This window comes from Fictibacillus nanhaiensis, from assembly GCF_019801215.1.
GTDB lineage: Bacteria > Bacillota > Bacilli > Bacillales > Fictibacillaceae > Fictibacillus > Fictibacillus nanhaiensis_C.
Window position 1 is genome coordinate 99,426 of record NZ_JAHVJO010000001.1, and the last position, 23,274, is coordinate 122,699.

The following is a 23,274-nucleotide window of genomic DNA, read 5'->3' on the forward strand; positions in this document are numbered from 1 at the left end:
AAAGAATTCATAAAATACAAATTAACATCTCTATTTGTTAACAACGATGAGAGGGAGTAGTAAAAAAAGAATGGTTTATAGAGAGTTGACGGCTGGTGCAAGTCAACCCGGACTTTTTTGAACTCACCCTTAAGTTGCAAGTGTGAATCTAGTAGTACTTGCCGTCCCGCCGCGTTATGGTAAGTTTTGAGTGAACGCGATATTTGCGTTAATCAGGGTGGTACCGCGGCAGGTTCATATGATAATGTGATCTAACCTTTCGTCCCTAATGTAATTTTAGGGGTGGAAGGTTTTTTTATGTTTTTGAAAAGAAGGGTCTATGAAGGAGGAATGGTTATGTATTATAACCACAAAACAATCGAGAAAAAGTGGCAGCATTTTTGGGAGGAAAACAAAACGTTCCAAACAAAAGAAGAGTATGACAAAAAGAAGTTTTATGCTCTAGATATGTTTCCTTATCCATCAGGAGCAGGGCTTCATGTTGGTCACCCGGAAGGATATACAGCAACAGATATTCTATCTCGGATGAAGCGCATGCAAGGATATAATGTTCTTCATCCAATGGGATGGGATGCATTTGGTCTTCCGGCCGAACAATATGCACTTGATACGGGCAATGATCCTGCTTTGTTTACAGAACAAAACATTAATACGTTCCGAAGACAAATAAAAGATCTGGGCTTCTCATATGACTGGGATCGCGAAGTAAATACAACAGATCCAGAGTATTACAAATGGACACAATGGATTTTTATCCAGCTGTATAATAAAGGTCTTGCATACGTAGACGAAGTACCAGTTAACTGGTGTGAAGCACTTGGAACAGTACTGGCAAACGAAGAAGTAATCGATGGAAAGAGCGAACGCGGAGGACACCCTGTTGTTCGCAAACCTATGAAACAATGGATGCTTAAAATTACGGCATATGCAGATAGGCTTCTTGAAGATCTTAACGAATTGGATTGGCCTGAAAGCTTGAAGGATATGCAGAGAAACTGGATAGGGCGTTCAGAGGGTGCAGAGGTTCATTTTGACGTAGAAGGTCACTCATCTAAAATTACTGTTTTCACGACAAGACCGGATACATTGTTTGGTGCAACTTACCTTGTTCTTGCTCCTGAAAATAAGCTAGTTAAAGAAATCGTTACGAATGAGCAATTTGAGGCAGTAACTTCCTACCAAAAACAAGTCGAAACAAAATCAGACTTAGAGCGTACAGAGCTGAACAAAGAAAAATCTGGTGTATTTACGGGGAGTTACGCTATTCATCCTGTAACAGGTGCAAAACTTCCTATCTGGATCGCAGATTATGTTCTAGCAAGCTATGGAACTGGAGCTATTATGGCAGTTCCAGCTCATGATGAACGAGATCATGAGTTTGCAGTTAAATTCGAGCTTCCGATTGCTGAAGTGGTTGAGGGCGGAAATGTTTCAGAAGCTGCTTATACAGGCGAGGGTGTGCATGTGAACTCTGACTTCTTAAACGGCATGCACAAAACGGAAGCCATTGCAAAGATGAATGAATGGTTAGCTGAAAACGATAAAGGCGAGAAGAAGACGACTTACCGCCTTCGTGATTGGCTGTTCTCTCGCCAGAGGTATTGGGGTGAACCTATCCCGATCATTCATTGGGAAGACGGAACGATGACAACTGTTTCAGAAGGCGAATTACCTCTATTACTGCCGGTTGTCAAAGAGATTAAACCTTCAGGTACAGGAGAATCACCGCTGGCAAACGTAGATGAGTGGGTAAATGTAGTTGATCCTGTTACAGGCAAGAAAGGCCGTCGTGAAACAAATACGATGCCTCAATGGGCAGGAAGCTGCTGGTATTACTTAAGATATATCGACCCTAAAAACAACGAGCAATTGGCATCTCCAGAAAAATTACAGCACTGGCTTCCAGTTGATATGTATATTGGTGGAGCTGAACATGCTGTGTTGCATCTACTATACGCTCGTTTCTGGCATAAAGTCTTGTACGACCTTGGAATTGTTCCAACAAAAGAGCCTTTCCAAAAACTTTTCAACCAAGGGATGATTCTTGGTGAAAACAATGAAAAAATGAGTAAGTCAAAAGGAAATGTCGTAAATCCAGATGAGATTGTTCTAAGTCATGGCGCTGATACACTTCGTTTATACGAGATGTTTATGGGACCACTTGACGCTTCAATCGCATGGAGTACGACAGGGCTTGATGGTGCTCGACGCTTCCTGGACCGTGTTTGGAGATTGCTTGTTTCAGAAGACGGTCAGCGCGTAAACCCTGCGATTAAAGATGTAAAGGCATCAGAATCCTTCAACCGTTTATACCATCTGACTGTTAAAAAAGTGACAGAAGATTATGAAGGGCTGCGCTTTAACACAGCCATTTCACAACTTATGGTGTTTATTAATGAAGCAAATAAGCAAGAAGTCCTTTCTAAAGATCTACTGGAAGGATTCGTTAAAATGCTTTCCCCAATCGCTCCGCATATTTGTGAAGAGCTTTGGGAAATGCTAGGTGGAGAAGGCAGCATCGCATATGCATCATGGCCGGTTTGGGATGAAGCCCAACTTGTTGAAAATGAAGTTGAAATTGTTGTTCAAGTAAATGGCAAACTAAAAGCGAAGATGACAATTCCTGCAAACAGTAGTGGTCCAGACATGGAACAAGTGGCATTAAAAGAAGAGTCCGTTCAACAAAGCATCGAAGGTAAAACCATTCGAAAAGTTATTACTGTACCAGGTAAACTTGTAAATATTGTAGCTAATTAAAGGAGGCCGTCATTTTATGGAATTTGAATTAAAAGAGATTTCCCCATCTGAAGTAAAACAACTTTTAAAAGAGGGGAAGAAAGTATCTTTAATAGATGTTCGTGAAGATGAGGAGATAGCAGAAGGAAAGATTCCTGAAGCTGCCCATATCAAGATGGGCGAGATTCCTGACCGTTTGAATGAGATTGATAAAAACGAAGAGCACATTATTATCTGCCGTTCTGGCAGACGCAGCGAGAATGTAGCGTTCTTTTTACAAGATCAAGGATATAAGGTAAAGAATATGACTGGCGGAATGCTTGAGTACAATCAAGATTAATTAACTTTCCCTATGCTCACTTACGAGTATAGGGTTTTTTTATGGTAAAGGTCATCAAAAAAAGGGTTCATTTTAAATTTTCATAGATGGTGTGAAAAATGCTAACATTTAACCGATAAAAAGGGTATATCTAATACCCTGGAGGCTCTCATGGAAGCAAAACATTCGAAAATGAAGAAATGGGTCATCATAATTTCTACATTGTTTACCATACATATAGCGAGCGCTGTAGGGTTACTATATGTGCAAAATATGATGATATATATCATGAATATTAGTGTTGCTGTCGTTTTCGGAGTATTTGTTTTTAAAATGCTGAAAGAAACAGATAGTCATGCTGTTAATCTTGAGCAAGAAATCAGAAAACATAAGGAAACTTTCGAAGAGTTGGAAGCAAGTAAAATAAAGCTCCAAAATGTATTTGATAGCATTGATGTTGCCATTTGGTCTCATAATCTTCAGACTAACAAACTACTCATCACTTCAGGAATCGAGAAACTTTACGGTTATCCGCTGGAAGCTTTTTATGACGATGTGGATCTTTGGAAGAAAGTCATTCATCCTGATGACTTAAACATTATCGAAAAGAGGGCACTGGAAATCGAAAATGGTGTAGTGGCAACAAGTGAATACAGAATCTTGCGCCCGGATGGAGAAATTAGATGGATTCATGACCGTGGGATTCCATTTTTAAACGAAAAGAAAGAATTGATCGATTTCAATTCCATTCTTATCGACATCACAGAACGTAAACGAGCAGAAATGACGATTGAACATATGGCTTATTTCGATGAGTTAACAGGATTGCCAAATCGGAATGGTTTTATGGAAACGATTGAACAACAAATGAAAGAAGCGGACCTTAAGCAAGGAAATATTGCTCTATTATACTTAGACTTAGATCGTTTTAATGTACTGAATGATACGCTTGGTCACAGTTTTGGAGATTTGTTATTACAAAAAGTAGCCAATTTATTAAAATTAACAATTGGCGATAAAGGGAAAGTCTTTCGAAGAAGTGGTGATGAGTTTATCATATTACTGGATTTTCTCGATGAAAGCGAAGTTGAATCGATTGCTGAAGACATAATCTTTTCGTTTACGAAGCCATTCCTTTTAAGTGGTCAAGAGGTCTTCACTACGCCTAGTATCGGGATAAGTCTATATCCTGGCAACGGCTCTGATAGTGATACGTTATTAAAGAGAGCTGATTCAGCGCTTTATTTAGCTAAGGAACGAGGAAGAAACACGTATCAATTTTTTACAGAGCAGCGTGACGGTAAGATGGAACGAAGGTTAAACCTGGAACACGGACTTCGAAAAGCATTAAAGAATGATGAATTGTTTCTTGTGTTTCAGCCTCAAGTTCAATTCCATACGAAAAAAATATTAGGTGTGGAAGCATTGCTTCGATGGGACAAAGAAGAAGAAGGCATGATTTCCCCAGCTGAATTTATTCCAATCGCTGAGGAAACCGGAATGATTTTACCGATTGGAGAATGGGTGCTAAAAAATGCATGCCTGCAAGGAGTAGAATGGTATAAAAAAGGATACAGTGACCTTTTAATTTCTGTTAACATATCTGTTAGACAATTATTAGAAGAATCGTTTGTTGAGAAAGTTGAAAGTATATTAGCAGAAACCCATTTCCCTCCATCAGCTCTAGAATTAGAAATTACAGAGAGCACTACGATGCAAAGTATGGATGAGACTTTACCAGTACTTCATCGATTACGATTAAATGGAATACGAATCTCTATTGACGATTTTGGCACAGGGTATTCGTCTTTAACTTATTTGAGAAAGCTTCCAGTAGATACATTAAAAATTGATAAGATGTTTATTGATGATATCCTTACAGATACAAAAGCCGGAGCGATCGTTAAAACGATTATCGATATGGGACATAACCTTAATTTTCATGTTATTGCAGAGGGGATTGAAAGCTCCGAGCAAATTGATTTCTTACTGGAACAAGGATGCTTGTTCGGCCAGGGCTATCATTTCTATAAGCCACTTAAACCAGAAGAATTAGAGAATATCCTTCAAGAGAATATGGTAATCAATTAGCAGGCTGACTGGAAAAGTCGTTTACAAACGATTTTTTTAGTCAGTTTTTTTATGTGACTATGTCATTCTTCTCATCCAATAGTGATGTGTATGATCAATAAAAAGACACGTATGTTTCATAAAAGCTCATTCGTGAAACACTACATAGGTAGACAAATTAAGGAGTGGATAAAAGTGAATGTACTCGTAATCGGGGCAAATGGCAATATTGGAAAATTAACGTGCGCTATTCTGGCAGAGCAAGGTCATTCAGTAAAAGCGATGGTAAGAAAAGAGGAGCAGCAAGAACACTTCCAACATGAAAACGTCGAAGCGGTTCTAGGCGATCTTGAAAAAGATTTTCAACATGCATTTAAAGGGATAGAAGCTGTCATTTTTACAGCAGGGTCTGGTGGGCATACTGGGCCTGAGCAGACAGAGGCTGTTGATTATGAAGGAGCTGTTAAATCGATTAAGCTTTCCGAAAAAAATGAGATAGAGCAGTTTATCATGGTGAGTTCCCTTGGTGCTGATACCCCTGAAAAAGGACCTGAAAGTTTGCAGCATTATCTTGAAGTGAAAGGAAAAGCAGATAAAATCTTAATGGATAGTTCACTAAATTACACGATTTTACGACCGGGTGCTTTAACCGATGAAGACGGAATGGGTATGATTATGGCAAAGAGGAAATTAAACGAACGGGGTTCTATCCCGAGAACAGATGTAGCAAGAACGATTGCTGCATGTCTTGGAAACGAAAAGGTATATCATGAAGTGTTTGAATTGATTGAAGGTGAAATACCGATTAAATCAGCACTGGAAGATTTGTAAGACAAAACTAGTCAAAGTCCTACAAAGGAAAAACACCCTCTCCTGATGAAATGAAAAATAACAGGAGGGGATGTTTATTATGATACAAGTTAAAGTATTTGATGAAGATCACGAAGATGACCTTGAAGAATCTTTAAATGAATTTTTAAGCGGGATTCCTCAAGAACGAATTGTGGATATAAAGTATCAAATCGCCGTTTGTGAAAACGTTCATGAAGAGAACGAAACGATGTTTTCTTTTTCAGCCCTGGTCATTTATAAAAAATGATTAGCCTAATGCATGATAGGCAGCATTCGTTCCTGCAATATTTCCAGTAACGAAAGCAACGGTAATGTTGTAGCCTCCTGTGTAGCCATGCAAATCTAAAATTTCACCACAAAAGAAAAGTCCTTCTTGTTTTTTTGAAGCCATCGTTTGAGGGGCAATTTCTTTCACAGAAACACCGCCACCTGTTACAAATGCTTTTTCTATTGATAAAGTACCGTTCACGTGGAAAGAAAAGTTTTTCATCTGATGAATCAGCTGCCGTAGTGCTAATTTTTGAAGCTGATCCGCGGAAATATCACCATCTACTTCGGCTTTTTCCATTAAAAACAGCAGAAACTTTTCTGGCAGCATTCCTTTTAACACGTTTTTAATCGCCTTTTTCGGTTCTCCCTCAATCATTTTTTGAATCGATGAGAGTAAGGCTTCTTCACTTTTATCTGGAAAGGAATCGATCCTCATCTCGATGGTTGGGACATTGAATTGTTTTAACGCTTTTACAACATATTGACTGCACCGCAATGCCGCTGGCCCCGAAACACCAAAATGAGTAAAAATCATATCCATTTGATGAGCCTTAATCTGTTTGCCTTTAGGATTCCATACAGAAAGCGCAACATTACGCAAAGAGATACCTTGCAGAGTTTTTTGATTAATAAATCGTTCGTTTGACGTGATGGGAACTTCTGTCGGGTACAACTCTGTTATCGTATGTCCTGCTTTTTTAGCCCAGGCATAACCATCACCAGTTGATCCTGTATGTGGAACAGACTTTCCTCCTACAGCGATAACGATTGATTTCGTTTTAATCATTTGTCCGTTTTGCAGAACAACCTCATGACCATCTTCGTGATAATGTATCGTTTTCACAGGAGTATTGGTTCGAATTTCAACACCCAGTTGTTTAATTTTTTGCAAAAGAGCGGTCACGACATCAGCTGCTTTATTCGAGACAGGAAACATTCGGCCATGATCTTCTTCTTTTAGCTCTATTCCTAGATTCTCAAAAAATGAAATAATGTCCTCGTTGTTGAATACAGAAAAAGCACTGTATAAAAAACGTCCATTACCTGGAATGTGTTTAATAATTTCCTCAACAGGTAATCGATTGGTTACATTGCAGCGGCCTCCGCCTGAAATGGCAAGCTTCCGTCCTAGCTTCTCACCTTTATCAATTAATAGAACTCTGGCTCCGTTTGATGCAGCACCAACACTAGCCATTAATCCTGATGGACCTCCTCCAATAACGACGCAATCATAATTCATAACATCCCAACTTTCTTAACGATCAGTTAAAAATCTTTTCATACAATAGCATAGCTTTCTAAAAAAGGCTATGTATTTTCATATTCCTTACTTATTTGCAAAAAAGTTAAATGAGGTTACATGGACTTTTTATGTGATACAATACTAATAATGTTTTAGGATGATTACTAGGAGCTGAAAAGTTTGTCCCGATTACTTCGTGGAACATTGATCTTAACGGCCGCAACATTTTTCTCTAAATTTATCGGTCTGATCTATGTAATTCCATTTACAAATCTAGTTGATGAAGAAGGCATGGCTCTATATGGATATGCCTACATACCGTATACCATATTGCTTAGTATTTCCACAATGGGTGTACCACTTGCCGTTTCAAAGTTCGTATCAAAATATAATGCTCTAGGAGATTATGCTACAGGCAGAAGGTTGTTACGGTCAGGTCTTTTAATCATGACCATAACTGGCTTCTTGGCGTTTCTGCTGTTATATAACCTTGCCCCTATTCTCGCTCATTCTATTATTGGAAAGTATGGCGGAAAAGGAAATAGTATATCAGATATAACCTTTGTAATCAGAATGGTGAGTACTGCTCTCATTATCGTGCCATCCATGAGCTTAATTCGTGGTTATTTTCAAGGATACCAATCCATGGGGCCTACAGCAGTCTCACAGGTTATTGAGCAAATTGTCCGTATTGTATTTATTCTAGTAGGCAGTTATATTATTGTTGAAATTTTAAATGGCAGTATTACAACTGCTGTCGGACTCGCTACTTTTGCAGCCACGTTAGGTGCTGTTGCCGGCTTTATTGTCCTTCTATGGTATTGGCGAAAACGGAAACCGCACTTGCAAAAACTTTACGATAATAGTAAGCCTGCATCAGATATTTCCTTAATGGAAATTTATAAAGAAACAATAAAATATGCCATTCCTTTTGTTGCAGTTGGTTTAGCGATTCCGCTCTACCAACTAATCGATCAATTTACCATTGTAAAAACACTAAAGACTATTGAATATACTCAAAAAGAAGCTGAATCTGTTTATGCAATCATTACTCAGATTGCTCATAAGATTGTTATGATTCCTGTATCGTTAGCAACTGCTTTAGCTTTAACATTAATTCCGGTTATTACGAAATCTTTTACTCAGAATAATGGAGAGTTATTGCATAAACAAATCACACAAACGTTTCAGATTGTTTTATTCTTAACAGCTCCAGCAGCGATTGGCTTAACGGTATTGGCTTATCCAGCTTATGGTGCACTATTTGGAATAGACAATATGAAAACGGGGGGCTATTACTTGCAATGGTATGCACCTACAGGGTTATGGTTTGCGATGTTTACCGTAACAGCAGCTATATTACAAGGCTTAAACCAGCAGCGTTTTGCATTTATCAGTTTAGGTCTTGGTTTTCTTGCAAAATTTCTGCTAAATAAACCCCTCTTATTAGGGTTTGGTGGAACAGGGTCTGTTATTGCAACAAATATCGGTTATACCCTCTCTATTCTGTTTAACCTGTATATCATAAAAAAATACAGCGGGTTTTCATTTAAGTGGGTATATAGAAGAACAGTGCTAATGACGGTATTTATCGCAATAATGGGAATAGCTGTAGCAGTAGTAACGATGCTGTTGGGTGATACCGAAACTAGGATGGGCTCTATCATGAAATTAGCTATCGGTATTGTAACGGGTGGAGCGGTTTACGCTTATTTAAGTTACCGTTCTGGATTATTAAAGATCATATTAGGAGACAGAATCCCTTTTTTAAGAGGAAAGAATTAAATGCGCATGAAAAAAGAAGGCTGTAATAAGCCTTCTTTTCCAATGATGGACTACTTATTTTTTATTTTTTGCTGTTCATCATACCATTTAAGCTGTTTTCCGATACTAAAGCCCTCAAGTGGAACGTCAAATTGATATCCAGCCCGTTCTAATGCTGGCTGAAGGTATTCACGATATACCCAGCCACCGTGGATGTAGATCTTACATTGAGAGGGTCTTACATGTTTCTCTAGTTCAGAAACAACCTTTATTGCCCATTCCCGTTTTGCTAAGGTAGATAAATTCTTGATGGAAATATTATACGGTTCAATGTATTGATCTTTCGTTAAAAGTCCTTCTTTTGCACTATAAAAATAGAAATCATCATAATTTTCCTGTGCATATTGAACGGACTTAACGAATAATGGACTTATGTATAAATCTATCGCTGCAGATGGGGTTGATCCTTTTTTTCTTGCAGTAGCTAGAAGACCTATTTTCCTTTTCATGCCAATTCCTCCCATAGTACTAAATTACCCCGTTTTAACTAAAATCAATCAATTTTTTACAATAATATAGGCAAAATAGATCATGAAGGTGGAGTTTATATGAGAATTGATAAATGGCTTTCAAATACTGGGTTTGGAAGCAGAAAAGAAGTAAAACAATTATTGAAATCTGGAGCGGTAACGGTAAATGGAGATGTAATAAAAGATCCCAAAACAAAAGCTGATCCTGATAAAGACATGGTATTGGTTCATGGTGAACAAGCTGTATATAGGGAATTTGTATATTTAATGATGAATAAACCCCAAGGCGTTATTTCAGCGACAGAAGATTCTCGGCATGAAACGGTTATCGATCTATTACATTTAGAAGAACAAGTATTTGAACCCTTTCCTGTAGGAAGATTAGACAAAGATACAGAAGGATTACTCATTATAACGAACGATGGACAGCTGTCCCATTCCTTATTATCGCCAAAAAAACATGTGCCAAAAACTTATTTCGCAAAAATAAATGGGTCTGTTCCAGAGCTCACGTTTGAAAAATTTAAAGAAGGTATCATTTTAGAGGATGGATATAAAACACAGCCTGCAAAACTACAGGTTATTAAAGATGAAAGGGAAAAATCCGAAATTCTTTTAACCATAACAGAAGGGAAATTTCATCAGGTAAAGAGAATGTTTGAAGCAGTAGGTCGGAAAGTGGAATATCTTCAAAGAGTACAAATGGGAAGATTAAAACTTGATGAGTCTTTACCACTAGGTTCATATCGTGAATTAACGGAAGAGGAGCTTTCTCTGTTGTCTGTATCAGAGGATGTTTTTGAATAAAACATAAGGGGTATCCTCCAAGAAAAAGGAGGAAAAAAAATGATGTTATATGCTGAGAAGTTAATTGGTGCTAAAGCCGAACATGATGCTGCTCCTCTTAATGATCATAAAGTAAACGATATTCTTTTTAATAAGTATGATCACCGTTTATGCTATTTTACTTTCTCTGTTGAGGACCATGGTGCAAAAGGTCAAGATATGCCTGAAGATAAACATATGGAAACCGTTGTCGCTGCAACATCTGGAATAGGGACGCAGCACGCACCTATGACTGGTAAAGCTTATTCTGAAAGAAATCAAAACGCGACAAAAGAAACGTACTTCATTCCATGGCATCAAGTTGTGAACGTGGATGAAGAGAAGCTGGTTTTTACTGGTAATGAAAGACAAAAAGAAGAACCGACAGAATGTTATTCTTTTATGGCTGTAAAGGATTGGAATGTAATCGATCAAAACGGTGAAAAAATTGGTAAGATCAAAGACCTTGTTATGGATGCTAACCGACAGCAAGTTGTTGGTTTTGTTCTTTCAGAAGGTTTTTGGAAAAGCTTGTTAGGACATGATGAAAAATTCATGCCCGTAACTGGTGAACCCAACTGGAATTCTAGAGAGTGGAGAATCCAGCAAACACCAGAGTTACTTTTAAGAAATAACCCAGAAGAATTATAAAGAAGATACCACGTTGATTAAGAAGTTGATTGGGTGAAAGGTTTAATATGGCTGGGGGGACCAGATAGACAGCTTAAAAGCAAAGTATCTGAGACCCTGTCATCCTTTTGGTTTAATAGTTAACGAAAAAAGCCTAAAAAAAGACCCCGCCAAAAATACTGGCGGGATTTTTTTGAGTGTAAGCTTATCCGTTGTTCGTTATATGTTAGATCAAGAAACTTTTACTTTTTTTCCAGTCGTTTCCCACATTCCGCGGGCAGGACTTGTGACTAAGTTGTTATAAGAAAGTACATTCAAATCTCTCTGGATGGTCCGCTGTGTAGTTCCAAATTCTTCAACTAATTCTCGTGTTGTTACAGTACCTTTCTTGCGAATAAACAAATACAGTGCTTTTACACGATTCAACATTCTGTCAGTTGAAGGACTCAAAAAACCACTCCTTGTTTAGATTAGTTGTTAACATACTATATGATACCAATCAAAAGTTAATGAAGTATGAATGTTCAATTGCAATATTTTAAATATTTTTTCAATTTGTCCATTGGATACAAAAAAGCGAAGAAACCAAATCGGTTCTCTTCGCTGCGTAAGCCATTGTTGTTGTACCTCATTCAAAAAGATGTCTGTGCGGCTATGCAGCAAAACCTAGGTAACGAACATATAATCCTCACATAAGGAATATTGTCAGTACAGGTAAACACACCACACCTCCTATTTACGCATCATTATACACGAAAGTTAAAAAATGTCAACACCTAACATTTCCCAATCATTAGTAAACGACGTTAACAAAAACGTTTAAGATAAGGTACAATGATAACGGAAAAGAATTCGTTAAGAATTAGGGGTGGTTTGGTGTATATACTTCGGAAACTATTCAATTCAATATTCGTCTTGGACAAGCTTGGTATTTTCTCTGTTACTTTATTTATCGTCATCTTCTCATCAATTGTTATGCGTTTTTTAGAACCTCAGACTTTTCCTGGCTGGTTTGATGCATTATGGTATGTGATGACTACCGTTACGACAGTTGGTTATGGAGATTTTTATCCAGTAAGTTTGGCAGGAAGAATGTATGCAATTTTTATTTTTTTAATTGGGATTGGCATTGCAGGTTTGGCCATCGGTAAGCTAGTAGAAGCTCTAGGTGCTCAACGAAAACGTAAGGAGGAAGGCAGGTTGGAATTTAAAGGGAAAAATCATTTTATTATTATTGGCTGGTCTGAAAAAGTAAGGTATGCGATATCAGAAATTATCGAAACACACCCAGAACTAAACATCGTTTTAATCGATCTGTTACCAGTAACACCCATCTCCCATAAAAATGTACATTACATTCAAGGAGATCCTTCAAGTGAGACTGTGCTATTGCAGGGAAACATAAAAGAGGCGCGTTCTGTTCTGGTCTTTTCAGATGATACAATACAAGATGCAGCCCTTACTGATGGAAAAACGTTGTTGATTGTAACTTCTGTCGAAAGATTAAATCCACATATACATAGTACGGTTGAGATAAAAAAAGAAGAGCATATTAAAAATTTTAGGCATGCTAAAGTAGATGAGTTTGTATTGAGTCATGAGACGGTTTCACGCATGGCAGTCCGTTCAGCTTTCTCAAAAGGAATAACAGATATTTATACACAGCTTCTGTCACATAAAACAGGAGAAAATCTGTTTGAAATCAGAAAGAAAAAGGATTGGAAAACGTACAAAGATGCTTTCGAAGCTCTATTACAAGAAGGAGCCACTTTAATATCTGATGGCAGTGACCTTAGCATTAATAAAAAATTAAACGAACCCATACCAGAGAATGCAAGATTATATATCATTTGCGGTAAAGAAGAGTATGAAGCGCTAAGATAAGATTTTTAATACTGAAAGGGTGTAACCATTGACAATTATTCATTGGAAAGAGGAAATAGAGAAAAGAAAAGAGCAGCTTTTAGAAGATACAAAGGGTCTTTTGACCATTCCAAGTTTACTTGATGAGTCAAACGGAAAAGAAGGCGCGCCATTTGGTCCGGAAATTGAAAAAGCCTTGTCCTATATGCTCACCCTTGGTGAAAAGAGTGGGATGACCATAAAGAATGTAGATGGATATGCTGGGCACTTAGAAATGGGAAGCGGTGAAGAGCTCATCGGCATCCTGTGTCATGTGGATGTTGTTCCTCCAGGTGAGGGCTGGTCATTTGACCCATTTGGAGCTGAGATAAAAGATGGAAAGATTTACGCCAGAGGAGCGATCGATGATAAAGGGCCAACGATGGCTGCTTTTTATGCGATGAAGATCATTCAGGAGTTGAAACTTCCTTTATCAAAGCGAGTTCGCATGATAATCGGTTGTGACGAAGAAAGCAACTGGCAATGTGTAAGACACTATTTCAATAAAGAAGAAATGCCTGACTACGGATTTGCACCAGATGCAGATTTCCCAATCATTAATGCAGAAAAAGGCATATTTGATGTTCAATTTACACTTGATTCAAATAATCATGACATTGGGGAAATCCAGTTAGTGTCATTTCAATCTGGTCAACGCTTAAATATGGTACCTGATCGAGCAATTGCCAAAATAAGCGGCAGATCCTTAGCAGAATTAGAAAAGGAATTTAAGCTTTTTGCAAAGACGAAAAACATGGATTGCCGTACCATTCTTGAAGAGGAAGTTCTTACGATTCAAGCGGAAGGAAAGTCTGCGCACGGCAGTACTCCTGAGATTGGCATTAATGCTGGATTAATGCTTGCTGAGTTTTTAAAAGGATTTTCTTTCACAGGTCAAGAAAAGAAATTTTTAACATTGCTAGATCAGGCTAGCGGAGAGTTTTCTGGCAAGAAGCTAGGCATTGCTGCTGAAGATAAGGAAAGCGGTAGCTTAACTGTGAATGTAGGTGTTATGAACTACAGCTGTCAAGGAGGCGGCAAGGTTGGGATGAATATTCGTTATCCTGTTACTCATAACAGTGAACAAATTGAGGCGGTTCTTACAAAAAAAGCAGAATCAGATACATGGAAAATAAAGATTATCGAAAACAATCCACCAAACTTCGTGGATGAAAACCATCCTATGATCAAGACATTGCAAAAAGTATACAAGGAGCAAACAGGTGAAGAGGGTGAGCTGATTGCCATCGGCGGTGGTACATATGCAAGATCACTGACCACGGGTGTGGCATTTGGTGCATTGTTCCCGGGACGCGAAGACGTGGCTCATCAAAAGGATGAATACATGCATGTAGATGACTTGCTACAAGCTGCAGCTATTTATGCTCAAGCGATTTACGAACTTGCCAAATAGGCAAATAGAGAAGAGGGAAACATCATGAACAAAACTTTCGATCAAACCTCATTTAGTTTAAAAGGTTTTTATTTGCTTTGTTTTTTCGGTCTGGGAAGTTTATTTCCTTTGCTAGGTGTTTATTTTAAAGAAGAAGTGGGCTTAAGTGGCACCGAAATTGGTACTCTCATGTCGATAAGTCCAGTTGTCATGATTTTTGCTCAGCCTTTATGGGGCTTGATTACAGATTTCACTAGGAGACCAAGGTCGGTGTTAGGCCTTTCTTTATTAGTAACGGCCGTTTTAGGATACAGTATTTTGCTTCTTAATTCATATATATGGCTATTGTTTTTGTTGATTTTATTTTCTTTTATGCAAAGTGCAATGATTCCGGTATCTGACAGCATACTTCTCAATTATGTGCAAAAAGAAAATAAACAGTATGGCAACTATAGACTTTTTGGAGCTATCGGCTTTGCAATTGCAGTTTATATTGCTGGAAGACTTGCTGAGATCTATGGCATTCAAGTGATATTTTATATGTTTTCAGCTGTTTTAATTCTCTGTGTATTATTTGTTTTTAATATGCCGAAAGAGAATCAATCCTTAAAAACGGATTTAAGGAAAGGCGTTGACAAACTGATAAAAATGCCATCCTTTATGGTATTTCTAGCAGCGACTTTTTTAGTGTTTGGTCCTATCTTTGCTAATAATTTTTACTTTGGGTTTTATATCCAGGAGACGGGAGGCACTTTAGCGGGTGTGGGCTTAGCTTTTTTACTGGCAGCCGGGAGTGAGGCTCCGTTCATGAAGTTTGCCGGTATTACCATAAAAAAATGGGGCATGATGCCGATTATGATGTTTGCAGCGACAGTTTCTGCTGTGCGTTGGACATTTTACTTTTTTGAACCATCTTTTTCCATTGTACTTGCAACAACCATTGTACAAGGGTTCTCAGTAGGGTTATTTATCCCTGCAGCAATGGAATATGTAAGAATATATACACCAAGTGAAGTGAGAGCAACGGCAGTCTCCTTGTACACAGCTGTCGGAAATGGTCTTGGCTCATGGTTTTGTACGTTTGTAGGTGGAGCTATCTTTGATAAGTACTCCATCTTCTACACGTACTTGTTTTTCGGTGTCCTAACGTTTGCAGGACTTTTAATGGTCTTTATCTTATCCCGAATGGAAGAGAAGGGATTAATATTAGTCCAAAGATCTATCTAAAAGGCTCTATAACTTTTGACATCGGGGGGCTAGCCGCTAAAGCTAGACTATTGAAAAGCGGAAGCGGCTCGTTCAGCCCGGACAAGCAAAAGGGGAATGGGCTAAGAAGGCGCATTTTGCCTTCATGACCGTTTACCTTTTGACCTCGAGGGGCTAGCCGCTAAAGCTAGACAGGTGAGACTCCTAATGGTGCTAAGCCCAAGGAAAACGGAAAACAACTCCTTCCAAAAACAACAAAGTTTGCGAAAACAGGCATAAAAAACATCCCGGTCATTTATGGCCGGGATGTTTTTTTATGAATTAAATTGAAACAGATCACTTGAAAGATATCGTTCTCCTGAATCACAGGTCATACATATAACGATTTCTCCTTTTTTGCGTTTTTCTGCGATTGTTAAAGCAGCATAAACGGCTGCACCTGAAGATGGACCGACAAGTATTCCTTCTTCCGCAGCGAGGCGTCTAGTAATTGTATACGCATCCTCATCATTTACTTGAACGATCTCATCGTAAATGTTTTGATTTAATATTGAAGGGATAAATCCTGGGCTTGTACCGACAAGTTTGTGTTTTCCAGGCTTTCCTCCAGATAGCACGGGAGATCCTTTAGGCTCAACTACATGAACCGTTAGATCTGGAAAGAATGATTTTAATGTTTCGCCAGTACCTGTTATCGTTCCTCCTGTTCCAGCGGGAGCAATGAAAGCAGTGAATGGCTTGTTGATTTCTTCTATCGCTTCTTTAATTTCAATTGCCGTACTGTGACGATGGGCGTCTGGATTTGAAGGATTCTCAAATTGCATAGGCATAAAGCTGTTTGGAATTTCTTCAACTAACTCTCTTGCTTTTTTGATAGCCCCTGGCATTTTTTCATCTCCAGGAGTCAGCACAACCTTCGCACCATACGCTTTTAATAGATTGATTCGTTCTTCCGTCATCGTATCAGGCATGACAATAATGGATTTATATCCTCTAGCCGCTGCATTCATGGCTAAGCCTATACCTGTATTACCCGATGTGGGCTCAATTATAGTTGAGCCCTCTTTTAACAAACCCTTTTTCTCAGCTTCAATAATCATATTAAAGGCTGCACGATCTTTTAAGCTTCTACTTGGATTGTAATATTCAAGCTTCACATAAACATCTGCTCCATCAGGATGGGGAAGTCGGTTTAATTTAACGATCGGTGTATCTCCGATCAAATCCGCGATATTTGAAACGACTCTCATGATTTGCACTCCCTTTAAATTGCTTTTACTAGTATAACAAATAAGTGTTTCGGTAAAAAAGCAGATAGGTGTTATCTCAAAATCTGATAAAATAAAAAGTGGAAAGTGGTGAACGTTATGGAAAGACATTTATTTATTGCCTTACAACTTCCTGCCCAAGTAAAAATAAAGCTAGCTGAAATGTGTAAGGGTATTAAAAAAAGTCATTCTTTTAAAACGTGGGTGCATCAAGAAGATTACCATGTTACGCTTGCTTTTTTAGGTAAAGCGTCTCATGAGCAATTGCATTCTTTAACTCTAGCGGTAAGGGAAACTGTCACTAACCATGATGTTTTTTCCTTAGCCATTAATCATTTTGGTTTTTTCGGCAACCACGACCGTCCAAGGATTTTTTGGGCTGGTTTAAAGGATCAGCCTCGTTTATATAATCTGCAAAAACAAGTTGCGTATTCCTGCCAGGAAGCGGGCTTCACATTAGAGAAAAGACCTTATACTCCTCATGTTACACTAGCAAGAAAGCTTGTCACTGAATCTGCTCAAGAAGTAGTTGATGGAGACCAATGGTGGAAAAAAGAAGGTAAGGAGCTGCAGTTTGAGGCCAAAAATCTGATATTATATGAAACGCATTTTGAGAAACACCCAAAGTATCGAACCGTACAATCCTTTTCATTAAATAGATAACAGAGCGGAGGGAGAAAAGGATGGCTCAACTAGTTAAAATTCAAGATTATGTATCACGATACGAAAAAAACCTTTACCATTATCAATCGTTATTTATGCGAATAAAGGAAAATAGATGGAAAGAGTTTTTACAAGTGAACGAGGAAAAAAAGAATAAATCGCTAAAAAAAGATTTTCGAAAACAACTTTTTCATCATCAAGTAAAATGGGTATCATCCACAGTAAAGGAAATATCAAATTTTCAACCAAAATATATGAAAAGTAAAGCGCTGCACTTTCTTACGGAAGAGATCCCAGATAACTATTTTTTATTTTATGAGCCCGTACTATTGGTGAAAGGCGCACCAATTGAATTGGATATTATTTTAGTAGGACCAGCGAGTGTATGGCTGATAGTATGGATGGATGGGGAAGGAATCTGGAATGAATGTGAGAATAAGCGTTTTTGGAAAAATATTGATCCAGAACATATTCAAACAAAGTTAAGTCCTGTCGTACGGCTTGAAAGGATGAGCCATATAATAGGCGAATGGGTTCAACCTTTTCAACAGCAACTGACATTGAGACAAGCGATAATAGCTCCAGAAGCATTTATAGATTTACCTAATGATTGGAGAAAATTGACTTGCATTGATAAACGAACATTCAAGGGTTGGAAAACGCAAGTCAATCACGAACCAGCCCCTGTAAAGAGTCAACAGCTTAAGTGTGTGTCTGCTATTTTGGAAAACGGATTGACGAATTCTCTTTACCGCAAAGATCCTTTAACTAAAGAGTCTGAAGTTAGCTTTGAAGGAATTTGAATGAATTTGTCGAATTGGTAACAAAACAGATAATCGAGGACTCATCTTATGAAAAGATATTTTTTTATTATTAATGCAAATAACGAGAAAGCAGTAAAAACCTTTAAACGGTTAGGAAAAGAATTAAACAATGAAGGTATTCCTTATCGGACCTTTTACACGGAGCATGCCGGTCATGCTGTTGAAATCGCAAAAAAGATTACATATATAAATAAAGAGTCCATTCGAGCTATTATTGCTGTTGGCGGCGATGGAACGATTCATGAAGTGTTCAATGGGATAAAAGGTCAATCAGATATTCAACTAGGATTTATTTCAGGCGGCTCGGGTAATGATATTGTCCGTGTGATGACGAATCAAGTTAAGGATATAAAAAGCCAGATATCCTACTTAAAGAGAAACCGGACGATAAAGAGTGATGCTGGAGTTTTGCGGTTATTAGGAAGAAGTAAGATAAGCCAAGTATTCTTAAGCGCGGTCGGCATTGGTTTGGATGGAGAAGTAGCAAAATACACAAACGAAGCACCTTATAAAAAATATCTTCACAAGCTTAAATTAGGAACTCTTGCATATGTGTTTGCGCTTTTTAAAGTTCTTAAATCGTATAAACCGGTTTCACTTGAAATGGAAATTGACGGTCATCACCATCATTTTCACTCAGTCTGGCTTGTTGCGATCGGAAACATGCCTTATTACGGTGGAGGCATGAAAATATGTCCAGATGCGAAACACAACGATGGAAAATTCGATATTTGCGTAGTCCATCAAATTTCACTAGTAAAACTTCTCATCCTTTTTGTTTCCGTTTTTTGGGGAGGACATGTAAAGGTAAAAGGAGTTTCCCAATATACTGGAAAGAGAATAACCGTTACTACAGATCGGCCTGTTGCCATTCATGCTGACGGTGAATATAAAGGAACAACACCTGTATCCATTGAGGTAGATGCTTTTGCAGTACCAATTAAAGTGTAAAATATACAAATTTGAGTGGTGAATAAAATGAAATGGACCGATTTTTTTAATATTACTCTTTTTAGCTTGCTTTGGCTTGCGTTAATTCAAAAAAAACCTGGAGTTAAGGAATGGCTTTTAGACATAACCAATAATCATCTAATGTGGGGAATTTTTGTACCGATTCTCATCTATTCGGCTATGGTGATTACGGGAAGAATCTTAAAAAATAAATATTTATAAGATGAGTGAGAGCGGGTTATCCCTCTCACTTTTTACATATTAACGAATAACATTTTGAAATTAAGTTCAATATGATGTAATAGCTAACATAAGGGGTGTGAAAGATGGGATTGAACAAGTTTGATGCAGAAGCTTATATAGATGATTTTTCATTGATTACAATTGTTGCTAGGACATCATTATCCATCAGCCCTGCATTTACTTTATTTGATGCGGATGGTTTCACGTACCCATTAACCATCGTAAAGCAAGAGGAGTTTGATCAGCAACATATATATAAGTGCAATACGTCAGTAACCATTGATTTATCTAAAGAATATTGGGTTTCAGCAAGCGGACATCGTATTCCTGTAAAGATGGGAAGTATTGTGAGGACTGAACAGTTTGATTCCATGTTTTTTATGGAAGGTTCACTTGGTGCTATCCATTCACCAGAATCAACTACTTTTAAAGTGTGGTCTCCTGTAGCTGTGGCAATGCTTATTCAATACCAAAAATCAGATACGAATGAACTCATGCAAGCTTCTATGGAAAGAACGGAAAAGGGAGTATGGCGAATTACTCTAGAGGGTAATCATCATTTAACACAATATAGATACCTGGCAAAAGTGAACCATGAATGGGTTGAAACTACAGATCCTTATGCCCGTTCTGTAACAATAAATGGAGAGAAATCAGTCGTTATTAATTTAAGAGAGACAGATCCGGAAATTTGGAATCGATCAGAAAAGAAAATGAATCTGCGTCCTAAAACAGATAGCATTATTTATGAGCTTCATATAAGGGATTTTACCATACATGAAGATAGCGGCGTAAAACATAAAGGAAAATATTTAGGGTTAACTGAAAAAAACACGAAGACGACTCTCGGAAATTCTACAGGATTAGATTATTTAACAAGCTTAGGCGTTAGCCATGTGCAACTAATGCCGGTAGCTGATTTTGGAAGTGTAGATGAGTCAAGATCTGATGAACAGTATAACTGGGGATATGATCCGGTTCATTTTTTTGCACCAGAAGGTTCTTATGCTACTGACCCAAATGACCCCGTCTGCAGAATTAAAGAGCTTAAAAGTCTTATTCAAAGTCTTCAAGGAAACGGTCTTTCTGTCATTTTAGATGTAGTGTTTAACCATGTCTACAAACGTGAAGAATCAGCTTTTGAGAAATTGGTTCCTGGATATTATTTTCGCTATGATGAAGGCGGCAACCCCGTTAACGGAACAGGAGTGGGCAACGATACGGCATCAGAAAGAAAAATGATGAGAAAGTTTATTATTGATGCTCTCACATTCTGGATGATTGAATACAAGATAGACGGTTTTCGTTTTGACCTTATGGGAATACATGATGTAGAGACGATGAGTATTGCTGCAAAAAGACTAAAATCCTTAAATCCTGGATTGTTTTTACTTGGAGAAGGCTGGGATTTAAACACGTATCTTGCTCCTGAAAAAAAAGCGGCATTACATTCCGCTAAAAAACTGCCGGATTATTCTTTTTTCAATGACTCGTTTCGTGATTGCGTAAAGGGCAGTATTTTCCCTAATGGTACTAGTGGGTTTATTAATGGGAACGAAGATCATGGTCTAATGAATCAGATGATGCATGCCATAAAAGGATTCGCGGGAAAGTATGATACGTTTCTAAAGCCCGAGCAAAGCATTAATTTTACAGAATGTCATGACAACCATACGCTTCATGATTTGTTATTGATTCGACACCCTCACGAAACAGAAAAAATTAGAAGAAAGAGGCAACAGCTTGCTTTAGCATTTACCCTGCTTTCCCACGGTGTTCCATTTATACACGCCGGGCAAGAGTTTTTTCGAACGAAAAAAGGGATCGAAAACAGCTATAATATGCCTGATGAAATTAACAGGATGAATTGGAATGAGTGTGACAAGAATCAGAAGGAAATACAATATTTTCGGGAACTCCTTAAAATTCGTCGAGAACAACTTATTTTCCGAGACGCTCAATGTACTCTTTTTCAAAAAAGAGCTCTTCCCAATTCAGTTTTTGGAGTTGAAATTCAACTTTCTTTAACCGATAAAAAAGAAAAGAATTCTTATTGGGATAAAGTATTGCTGCTTTTTAATCATTCTTTAAAGGTGGTACGTATACCGCTTATTGGGGAAACTTGGAGTATTGCAATAGAAGATGAAAAACGTTGTCTAAATGAAAAAGCTTCGGAATCTTATTTCTTAAACCCCTTGTCTTTTTCGTTGTTATACAAAGAATAGAATGTTAGAGTCTCAATATTCAAGTGCTTTTATTGTTTTTTTGTGATAAAATAATGACTTCGCAGTATTTTTATTAGAAACGGAATATTTAATTTATTTTTTAGCTGAATGATTGAATGGGAAAACGGATTTTTTAACATGACAAGAAGGTGAACAATTTGGAACAGATTTTGGGAGAAGATTGGCAGGTTTCACCTGCTGGTGGAGCAACAGGAGAAGCGTATATAGCTGAATATGGTAACCAAAAACTGTTTTTGAAGCGTAATTCCTCTCCGTTTTTAGCGGTCCTTTCAGCTGAAGGCATTGTACCAAAGTTACTATGGACTAAGAGGCTTGGCAATGGAGATGTCATTACGGCTCAGCAATGGCTTAATGGCAGAGAATTAAAAGCTGCAGATATGATGAGTGAAAATGTAGCTCAGTTATTAGCAAAAATTCATCAATCCCAAGAATTGCTCGGGATGATGAAGCGGCTTGAAAAGAAACGGCTCACACCTATTGATCTGTTAAAAGATATCCAAAAGCAAATACCTAAAGAAAAAGATTATTTAGAAATAATTAACGACTCTTTTGCGTACTTAATGGAAACAGCTTCTGAGATACAAGTAGAAGAGATGGTAGTGTGTCATTGTGATGTAAACCATAACAATTGGTTGCTAAGTGATTCCAACGAATTATTTCTTATCGACTGGGATGGAGCTATGATTGCAGACCCTGCACTGGATCTTGGAATGTTGTTATATAGCTATATTCCTTATGAAAAGTGGGAGGACTGGCTAAGAATTTACGGTGAGACATTAGATGATAGCTTAGAGCGAAGAATGCACTGGTATGTCCTAGCACAAACGATTAGTTCTTTTTTCTGGTATAAAGAAAAAGGACAGTTAAAAGAAACTGCCCAGTTTGCAGAAACGATAAAAAAGTTAGCAGGTGCTATCTGACAAATAAGTTATAAACTTGACACTATTTCCTAGGGAATAGTGTCTTAATATGGATGATGTGTCTGAATGGTATTAATCCAAGACTCAATATGTGGAAGATGGTTGGTAATATGCTCTTCCAAATGTTGATGAGAATAGCCTGTATGACTATACTCATTAATATTGGATAAGATATTTCTTACATCTTCATGTACTTCACCATTCTCAAGCAAATGTGCAGCAAGTCGTTCAATTTGTGCACATTCTGATGGTGAACCAGCACAATCCGTATAATGGTCTTGAAGAAGGTCACGTATGATATTCAATTGATCATTATGATTTAATGGCATATGCTACACATCCTTTCATTGCATAGCTTATGGATTTAAGAAAAAAATATCCTTATAATATAAGGGATATGTCAGAAACGCGCATCATGG

General features: G+C 37.8%; 22 protein-coding genes and 1 other annotated feature. Of the genes, 17 read left to right on the plus strand and 5 right to left on the minus strand.

Features of this window, described 5'->3' with window-relative positions; all coding sequences use genetic code 11:
- The first annotated feature begins 37 nt into the window (after nucleotides 1–37).
- Nucleotides 38–270 (plus strand) — a binding site (T-box leader).
- A gap of 66 nt (nucleotides 271–336) precedes the next feature.
- From leuS to KUV80_RS00550, 5 genes are all read left to right on the plus strand, one after another.
- Entirely contained in the window at nucleotides 337–2,757 is a 2,421-nt protein-coding gene (leuS, locus tag KUV80_RS00530; RefSeq protein WP_222460743.1) for a leucine--tRNA ligase, read from the plus strand.
- Nucleotides 2,758–2,773: 16 nt separating this feature from the next.
- A complete protein-coding gene (locus KUV80_RS00535; protein ID WP_222460744.1) occupies nucleotides 2,774–3,076 on the plus strand; it encodes a rhodanese-like domain-containing protein in 303 nt (100 codons plus the stop codon).
- A 150-nt stretch (nucleotides 3,077–3,226) separates the two neighbouring features.
- Nucleotides 3,227–5,146 carry a putative bifunctional diguanylate cyclase/phosphodiesterase gene (locus tag KUV80_RS00540; RefSeq protein WP_222460745.1) on the plus strand — a complete coding sequence of 640 codons (1,920 nt, stop codon included), beginning with the start codon at nucleotides 3,227–3,229 and terminating at the stop codon, nucleotides 5,144–5,146.
- Between the two features lie 174 nt (nucleotides 5,147–5,320).
- Nucleotides 5,321–5,956 carry an SDR family oxidoreductase gene (locus KUV80_RS00545; protein ID WP_222460746.1) on the plus strand — a complete coding sequence of 212 codons (636 nt, stop codon included), beginning with the start codon at nucleotides 5,321–5,323 and terminating at the stop codon, nucleotides 5,954–5,956.
- Between the two features lie 79 nt (nucleotides 5,957–6,035).
- Entirely contained in the window at nucleotides 6,036–6,224 is a 189-nt protein-coding gene (locus KUV80_RS00550; RefSeq protein ID WP_222460747.1) for a sporulation protein Cse60, read from the plus strand.
- On the opposite strand, the gene KUV80_RS00555 is transcribed toward KUV80_RS00550, so the two are convergent.
- On the minus strand, nucleotides 6,225–7,487 hold the full coding sequence (locus KUV80_RS00555) for an NAD(P)/FAD-dependent oxidoreductase (protein WP_222460748.1): 1,263 nt from the start codon (nucleotides 7,485–7,487) through the stop codon (nucleotides 6,225–6,227).
- Between the two features lie 183 nt (nucleotides 7,488–7,670).
- On the opposite strand from KUV80_RS00555, the gene KUV80_RS00560 reads away from it, so the two are divergent.
- A complete protein-coding gene (locus KUV80_RS00560; RefSeq protein ID WP_222460749.1) occupies nucleotides 7,671–9,275 on the plus strand; it encodes a putative polysaccharide biosynthesis protein in 1,605 nt (534 codons plus the stop codon).
- Nucleotides 9,276–9,325: 50 nt separating this feature from the next.
- On the opposite strand, the gene KUV80_RS00565 is transcribed toward KUV80_RS00560, so the two are convergent.
- Nucleotides 9,326–9,763, minus strand: a complete 438-nt coding sequence (locus tag KUV80_RS00565) for a DUF6884 domain-containing protein (protein ID WP_222460750.1) — start codon at nucleotides 9,761–9,763, stop codon at nucleotides 9,326–9,328.
- 99 nt (nucleotides 9,764–9,862) lie between these two features.
- Between KUV80_RS00565 and KUV80_RS00570 the strand changes: the two genes are divergently transcribed.
- Complete coding sequence (locus KUV80_RS00570; RefSeq protein WP_222460751.1) at nucleotides 9,863–10,591, plus strand: pseudouridine synthase; 729 nt, start codon at nucleotides 9,863–9,865, stop codon at nucleotides 10,589–10,591.
- A gap of 39 nt (nucleotides 10,592–10,630) precedes the next feature.
- Nucleotides 10,631–11,260, plus strand: coding sequence for a PRC-barrel domain-containing protein (locus tag KUV80_RS00575; RefSeq protein WP_222460752.1), 630 nt, complete (start codon nucleotides 10,631–10,633; stop codon nucleotides 11,258–11,260).
- 210 nt (nucleotides 11,261–11,470) lie between these two features.
- On the opposite strand, the gene KUV80_RS00580 is transcribed toward KUV80_RS00575, so the two are convergent.
- Entirely contained in the window at nucleotides 11,471–11,689 is a 219-nt protein-coding gene (locus tag KUV80_RS00580) for a DeoR family transcriptional regulator (protein WP_066243921.1), read from the minus strand.
- A 426-nt stretch (nucleotides 11,690–12,115) separates the two neighbouring features.
- Between KUV80_RS00580 and KUV80_RS00585 the strand changes: the two genes are divergently transcribed.
- From KUV80_RS00585 to KUV80_RS00595, 3 genes are read left to right on the plus strand one after another with little or no spacing between them, the layout of a single operon-like run.
- Nucleotides 12,116–13,123 carry a potassium channel family protein gene (locus KUV80_RS00585; protein WP_222460753.1) on the plus strand — a complete coding sequence of 336 codons (1,008 nt, stop codon included), beginning with the start codon at nucleotides 12,116–12,118 and terminating at the stop codon, nucleotides 13,121–13,123.
- Nucleotides 13,124–13,151: 28 nt separating this feature from the next.
- A complete protein-coding gene (gene pepV / locus KUV80_RS00590; RefSeq protein WP_222460754.1) occupies nucleotides 13,152–14,555 on the plus strand; it encodes a dipeptidase PepV in 1,404 nt (467 codons plus the stop codon).
- Nucleotides 14,556–14,579: 24 nt separating this feature from the next.
- Nucleotides 14,580–15,761 (plus strand): MFS transporter, encoded by a 1,182-nt coding sequence (locus tag KUV80_RS00595; RefSeq protein WP_222460755.1) that lies wholly within the window; start codon nucleotides 14,580–14,582, stop codon nucleotides 15,759–15,761.
- 293 nt (nucleotides 15,762–16,054) lie between these two features.
- Here the strand turns inward: KUV80_RS00595 and cysK are convergent, their stop codons facing one another.
- Nucleotides 16,055–16,990 (minus strand): cysteine synthase A, encoded by a 936-nt coding sequence (gene cysK / locus KUV80_RS00600; RefSeq protein ID WP_222460756.1) that lies wholly within the window; start codon nucleotides 16,988–16,990, stop codon nucleotides 16,055–16,057.
- A gap of 117 nt (nucleotides 16,991–17,107) precedes the next feature.
- Here cysK and thpR point away from each other — a divergent pair, with 117 nt between their 5' ends.
- The 6 genes from thpR (at nucleotide 17,108) to KUV80_RS00630 (ending at nucleotide 22,855) form a co-directional block, all read left to right on the plus strand.
- On the plus strand, nucleotides 17,108–17,671 hold the full coding sequence (thpR, locus tag KUV80_RS00605; RefSeq protein WP_222460757.1) for an RNA 2',3'-cyclic phosphodiesterase: 564 nt from the start codon (nucleotides 17,108–17,110) through the stop codon (nucleotides 17,669–17,671).
- A 20-nt stretch (nucleotides 17,672–17,691) separates the two neighbouring features.
- A complete protein-coding gene (locus KUV80_RS00610) occupies nucleotides 17,692–18,474 on the plus strand; it encodes a hypothetical protein (protein WP_222460758.1) in 783 nt (260 codons plus the stop codon).
- Nucleotides 18,475–18,522: 48 nt separating this feature from the next.
- Nucleotides 18,523–19,446, plus strand: a complete 924-nt coding sequence (locus KUV80_RS00615) for a diacylglycerol/lipid kinase family protein (RefSeq protein ID WP_222460759.1) — start codon at nucleotides 18,523–18,525, stop codon at nucleotides 19,444–19,446.
- Nucleotides 19,447–19,473: 27 nt separating this feature from the next.
- Nucleotides 19,474–19,668 carry a hypothetical protein gene (locus KUV80_RS00620; RefSeq protein ID WP_222460760.1) on the plus strand — a complete coding sequence of 65 codons (195 nt, stop codon included), beginning with the start codon at nucleotides 19,474–19,476 and terminating at the stop codon, nucleotides 19,666–19,668.
- Nucleotides 19,669–19,772: 104 nt separating this feature from the next.
- A complete protein-coding gene (pulA, locus tag KUV80_RS00625; RefSeq protein ID WP_222460761.1) occupies nucleotides 19,773–21,914 on the plus strand; it encodes a type I pullulanase in 2,142 nt (713 codons plus the stop codon).
- Nucleotides 21,915–22,072: 158 nt separating this feature from the next.
- Nucleotides 22,073–22,855, plus strand: coding sequence for a phosphotransferase family protein (locus tag KUV80_RS00630; RefSeq protein ID WP_222460762.1), 783 nt, complete (start codon nucleotides 22,073–22,075; stop codon nucleotides 22,853–22,855).
- Nucleotides 22,856–22,899: 44 nt separating this feature from the next.
- On the opposite strand, the gene KUV80_RS00635 is transcribed toward KUV80_RS00630, so the two are convergent.
- Nucleotides 22,900–23,184 (minus strand): YtzH-like family protein, encoded by a 285-nt coding sequence (locus KUV80_RS00635; RefSeq protein ID WP_222460763.1) that lies wholly within the window; start codon nucleotides 23,182–23,184, stop codon nucleotides 22,900–22,902.
- Between the last annotated feature and the right edge of the window lie 90 nt (nucleotides 23,185–23,274).

Coding starts and splice junctions, on each gene's coding strand:
- leuS (WP_222460743.1), top strand. CDS start 337: ATGTATTATAACCACAAAACAATCGAGAAAAAGTGGCAGCATTTTTGG.
- KUV80_RS00535 (WP_222460744.1), top strand. CDS start 2,774: ATGGAATTTGAATTAAAAGAGATTTCCCCATCTGAAGTAAAACAACTT.
- KUV80_RS00540 (WP_222460745.1), top strand. CDS start 3,227: ATGGAAGCAAAACATTCGAAAATGAAGAAATGGGTCATCATAATTTCT.
- KUV80_RS00550 (WP_222460747.1), top strand. CDS start 6,036: ATGATACAAGTTAAAGTATTTGATGAAGATCACGAAGATGACCTTGAA.
- KUV80_RS00555 (WP_222460748.1), bottom strand. CDS start 7,487: ATGAATTATGATTGCGTCGTTATTGGAGGAGGTCCATCAGGATTAATG.
- KUV80_RS00565 (WP_222460750.1), bottom strand. CDS start 9,763: ATGAAAAGGAAAATAGGTCTTCTAGCTACTGCAAGAAAAAAAGGATCA.
- KUV80_RS00570 (WP_222460751.1), top strand. CDS start 9,863: ATGAGAATTGATAAATGGCTTTCAAATACTGGGTTTGGAAGCAGAAAA.
- KUV80_RS00575 (WP_222460752.1), top strand. CDS start 10,631: ATGATGTTATATGCTGAGAAGTTAATTGGTGCTAAAGCCGAACATGAT.
- KUV80_RS00595 (WP_222460755.1), top strand. CDS start 14,580: ATGAACAAAACTTTCGATCAAACCTCATTTAGTTTAAAAGGTTTTTAT.
- cysK (WP_222460756.1), bottom strand. CDS start 16,990: ATGAGAGTCGTTTCAAATATCGCGGATTTGATCGGAGATACACCGATC.
- thpR (WP_222460757.1), top strand. CDS start 17,108: ATGGAAAGACATTTATTTATTGCCTTACAACTTCCTGCCCAAGTAAAA.
- KUV80_RS00610 (WP_222460758.1), top strand. CDS start 17,692: ATGGCTCAACTAGTTAAAATTCAAGATTATGTATCACGATACGAAAAA.
- KUV80_RS00615 (WP_222460759.1), top strand. CDS start 18,523: ATGAAAAGATATTTTTTTATTATTAATGCAAATAACGAGAAAGCAGTA.
- KUV80_RS00620 (WP_222460760.1), top strand. CDS start 19,474: ATGAAATGGACCGATTTTTTTAATATTACTCTTTTTAGCTTGCTTTGG.
- pulA (WP_222460761.1), top strand. CDS start 19,773: ATGGGATTGAACAAGTTTGATGCAGAAGCTTATATAGATGATTTTTCA.
- KUV80_RS00635 (WP_222460763.1), bottom strand. CDS start 23,184: ATGCCATTAAATCATAATGATCAATTGAATATCATACGTGACCTTCTT.